Annotated in this window: 3 protein-coding genes; all 3 read right to left on the bottom strand. The window is 67.4% G+C overall.

Annotation, left to right across the window (positions count from 1 at the left end):
• Positions 1–804, bottom strand: an 804-nt coding sequence (locus WCB02_RS20970; RefSeq protein ID WP_423961037.1) for an SLC13 family permease, incomplete at its 3' end; no start/stop codon positions are given.
• 25 nt (positions 805–829) lie between these two features.
• Positions 830–2,128: an MFS transporter gene (locus WCB02_RS20965; protein WP_423961035.1), complete on the bottom strand. Its 1,299-nt coding sequence runs from the start codon at positions 2,126–2,128 to the stop codon at positions 830–832.
• A gap of 74 nt (positions 2,129–2,202) precedes the next feature.
• Positions 2,203–3,222 (bottom strand): ATP-binding protein (locus tag WCB02_RS20960; RefSeq protein WP_423961033.1); only part of this gene is annotated, 1,020 nt, incomplete at its 5' end.

Genomic DNA, 3,222 nt, shown 5'->3' with positions numbered 1-3,222 from the left:
CCCGCTCAGGAGCAGGACGGCGGCCGCCGTGACCAGGCCGCAGATGAAGGTCGGCAAGCCCAGCTGAAGGTCAAGCGCCGAGGCTGCGAGCAGCACGACGGCCATGGCGCCGATGCCGCAGGCAGTGAGCTTGCCGCCACGGCCGAGCCGCGGCCTCTCGACGCCGCGTTCGATGGTTTCGGCCCTAAGCGCGCGGCGCTGCGTCAGCCGAAGCACGACGTAGGTCACGACAATCGAGACGATCGAGGCCAATGCGAACTGCCGCAGCCACTCGGCAAGATGCGGCATGCGCGCGCCGAACACCACGAGATTGGCGGGATTGGAGATCGGCAGCACGAAACTCGCCGCATTGGCGATGAACGCGCAGATCAGGAGATAGGGCAGCGGCGTCGCGCCGGCGGCACGGGTGGCGGCATAGACCGCGGGCGTCAGCACGATCGCGGTCGCGTCGTTGGAGAGCAACACCGTGACGAGGATGCCGACGGCATAGACCAAGAGGAACAGCCGCTGCGGCGATCCCCGCGCATGGTCGACCGCAAGGGCCGCGAGATAGTCGAACAGGCCTTCGCAGCGCGCGAGCTCGGCGATCACCATCATGCCGATCAGGAACAGGTAGACGTCGAGGCCCTTGCGCAGGCCGCCCAGCGCATCGCTCCAGGGCAACAGCCCGAGCGCGACCAGCGCCACGGCGCCCGCCACGGCCCAGACCGCCTCCGGCAGCCGGAAGGAGCGGATGATGACGCCGGCGGTTGCGAGAGCGATGATGGTCCAGGCCAGGATGGCTTCGGGCGGTGGCGTCGTCACAGGTCTCCCCAGGTGCAGCCGGCGATCATTCCGCAGCGATACCCGAAGCCGGCGGCGCCGTCTGCCGTGATCGGCCCGGATCGGCTGCGGCAGGGCCTCGCGTCTCCGGCAGGGCAAGCCAGCACACGGCCGCGCCGATCGCTGCGACGGCGCCGAGCGCCAGAAACGCGGCGCTGTAGCCGAAGTTGACGACCACTAGCCCGGCGAGCGTGGTCGACAGCGCCGCGCCGATGTTTTGCGCCGTGATGACGGCGCCTTGGGCGACGTTGAAACGCCCGGTGTTGCGCATGAGATCGGCGACGATGACCGGCAGGATCGCGCCAAAGATGCCGGCGCCGATCCCGTCCATGAGCTGGACGCCGACCAGCCACGCCTTGGCGTCCGAGACGGTATAGAGCGCGCCGCGAACGGGCAGGATGAGCAGCGCTGCGAGGAAGAAGCGCTTATGTCCCCAGCGGTCGGCCCGCGCACCGACCAGCATGGCGACCGGCACCATGACGATCTGGGCGGCGGTGATGCAGGCGGACATCAGGCTGGTGCCGAGATTCCTGTCCTGCAGGGCGAGCTTCTGTCCGACCAGCGGCAGCATGGCCGCATTCGCGAGATGAAATAACAGTACGCACACTGCGAACACCAGGAGCGGGCGGCAGGTCAGCAGGATCGTGAAGCCCGATGGTTGCTCGCTCTCCCGCCTTGCGTCGGCGTCGCCACCGTCGCCGTCCAGCCCGCGCGCCAGATCGTGGTCGATGACGCGCTCGGGGATGGCGAGCAGGCTGACGAGGCTTGCAACCGACATCATCCCCAGCAGATAGAACACGACCTGCGGGCCGAAGCCGTAAGCCGCGACGCCCGCGACCGCCGCGGCCACCGCGTTGCCGGCGTGATTGAAGGTCTCGTTGCGGCCGATCCGTGCGGTGAAGGCGCTGTGGCCGACGACGCCGAGCGACACCGCCGCAAGCGCCGGCGGGAAGACGACTTCCGCCGCATTGGCGATGCCTTGCGAGATTGCGACCGGCCAGAAGCTCGGCAATAGCGGCAACAGCAGCGAGGTGACAGTGACGATCAGTGCCGCGCCCGCCATCGCCAGTCGTTTCGCCCTGACAGCATCGACCAGCGCGCCGGCCGGCGTCTGCGCCAGAATGCCCGCGATGGTCGCCACCGACATGACGATGCCGATGCGGGCCTCGTCCCACTTCTGCTCGGTCAGGAGATAGATCGCAAGATAGGGCCCGAGCCCCTGGCGCACATCGGCGAGGAAGAAATTGGCGGCATCGAGCGCGCGGCCAGCCCGTTTCGCCTGATCGCGCTGTGGATCCGCGGGCATGGCATCTCGATTTGCAACGTGTCTTGGTCTCCCAACGAAAACGGCCGCCGGCCGGCCTGGTTCCCGCTGTAGGTTCAAGACCGGAAGTCGACCGTCTTCTTGGAGATCGCCTTTCGCAGGATCCGTGACAGCGCTTCCACCGAATAGGGCTTCTGGATCAGCTCGAAACCGCGGTGGGCGTTCTCGGCCAGCACATGGCTGTAGCCGCTGGTCAGGACCACAGGCAGGCCGGGATAGCGTTCGCCAATGACGCCGGCGAGTTCGACGCCGTTCATGCCGGGCATGATGACGTCGGAGAACACGAGATCGACCGCGAATTCATCCTGTGCCAGGATCGAGAGCGCCGCCTTGGCGTTGGCGACCCGCCTGACGGCATAGCCCAGATCTTCCAACAGCTCGGTGGAGAACTGGCCGACGTCGTCATTGTCTTCGACGACAAGGACGCTGTAGCCGCGCCCCGTGGTCGCCGGTTCACTGCCGAGCGCGGTGATCTCGGTTGCGTCCGCAGGCGCTGCGGACTGTGGCAGGTAGATCGTGAAGGTGGCGCCGTGGCCGAGCGCGCTCATGACCGCGATGTCGCCGCCGGACTGCTTGGCGAAACCGAAGGCCTGGCTGAGGCCGAGGCCCGTGCCCTTGCCGACCTCCTTGGTGGTGAAGAACGGCTCGAAGATCTTGCCCATCACCCCGGGCGGAATGCCGTGGCCGGTGTCCTGGACCTCGACCAGCACGTAATCGGCGGGCGCGACGGTCACGTCCTTGAAGCCGCCGCATTCGGCGGCGGGCACGTTGCGGGTGCGCAGCGTGATCCTGCCGCCTTCGGGCATCGCGTCGCGGGCGTTGACGACGAGATTGACGATGACCTGCTCGAACTGGTTGATGTCCGCCTTGACGAGCCACAAATCGCGGCTGTGGACGACGTCGAGCGCGATCGGCTCGCCGACCAGCCGGCGCAGCAGCATCTGCAATTCCGACAGCACGTCGTTGAGTTGCAGCGTCTGCGGCCTCAGCGTCTGCCGGCGCGAGAAGGCGAGCAATTGCCGCACCAGTCCGGCCGCCCGGTTGGCGTTCTGCTTGATCTGCATGATGTCCTGGAA

The organism is Bradyrhizobium sp. (genome assembly GCF_049581145.1).
GTDB lineage: Bacteria > Pseudomonadota > Alphaproteobacteria > Rhizobiales > Xanthobacteraceae > Bradyrhizobium.
The sequence above is the reverse complement of the archived record's forward strand: the minus strand, read 5'-3'. Positions and strand labels throughout refer to the sequence as shown.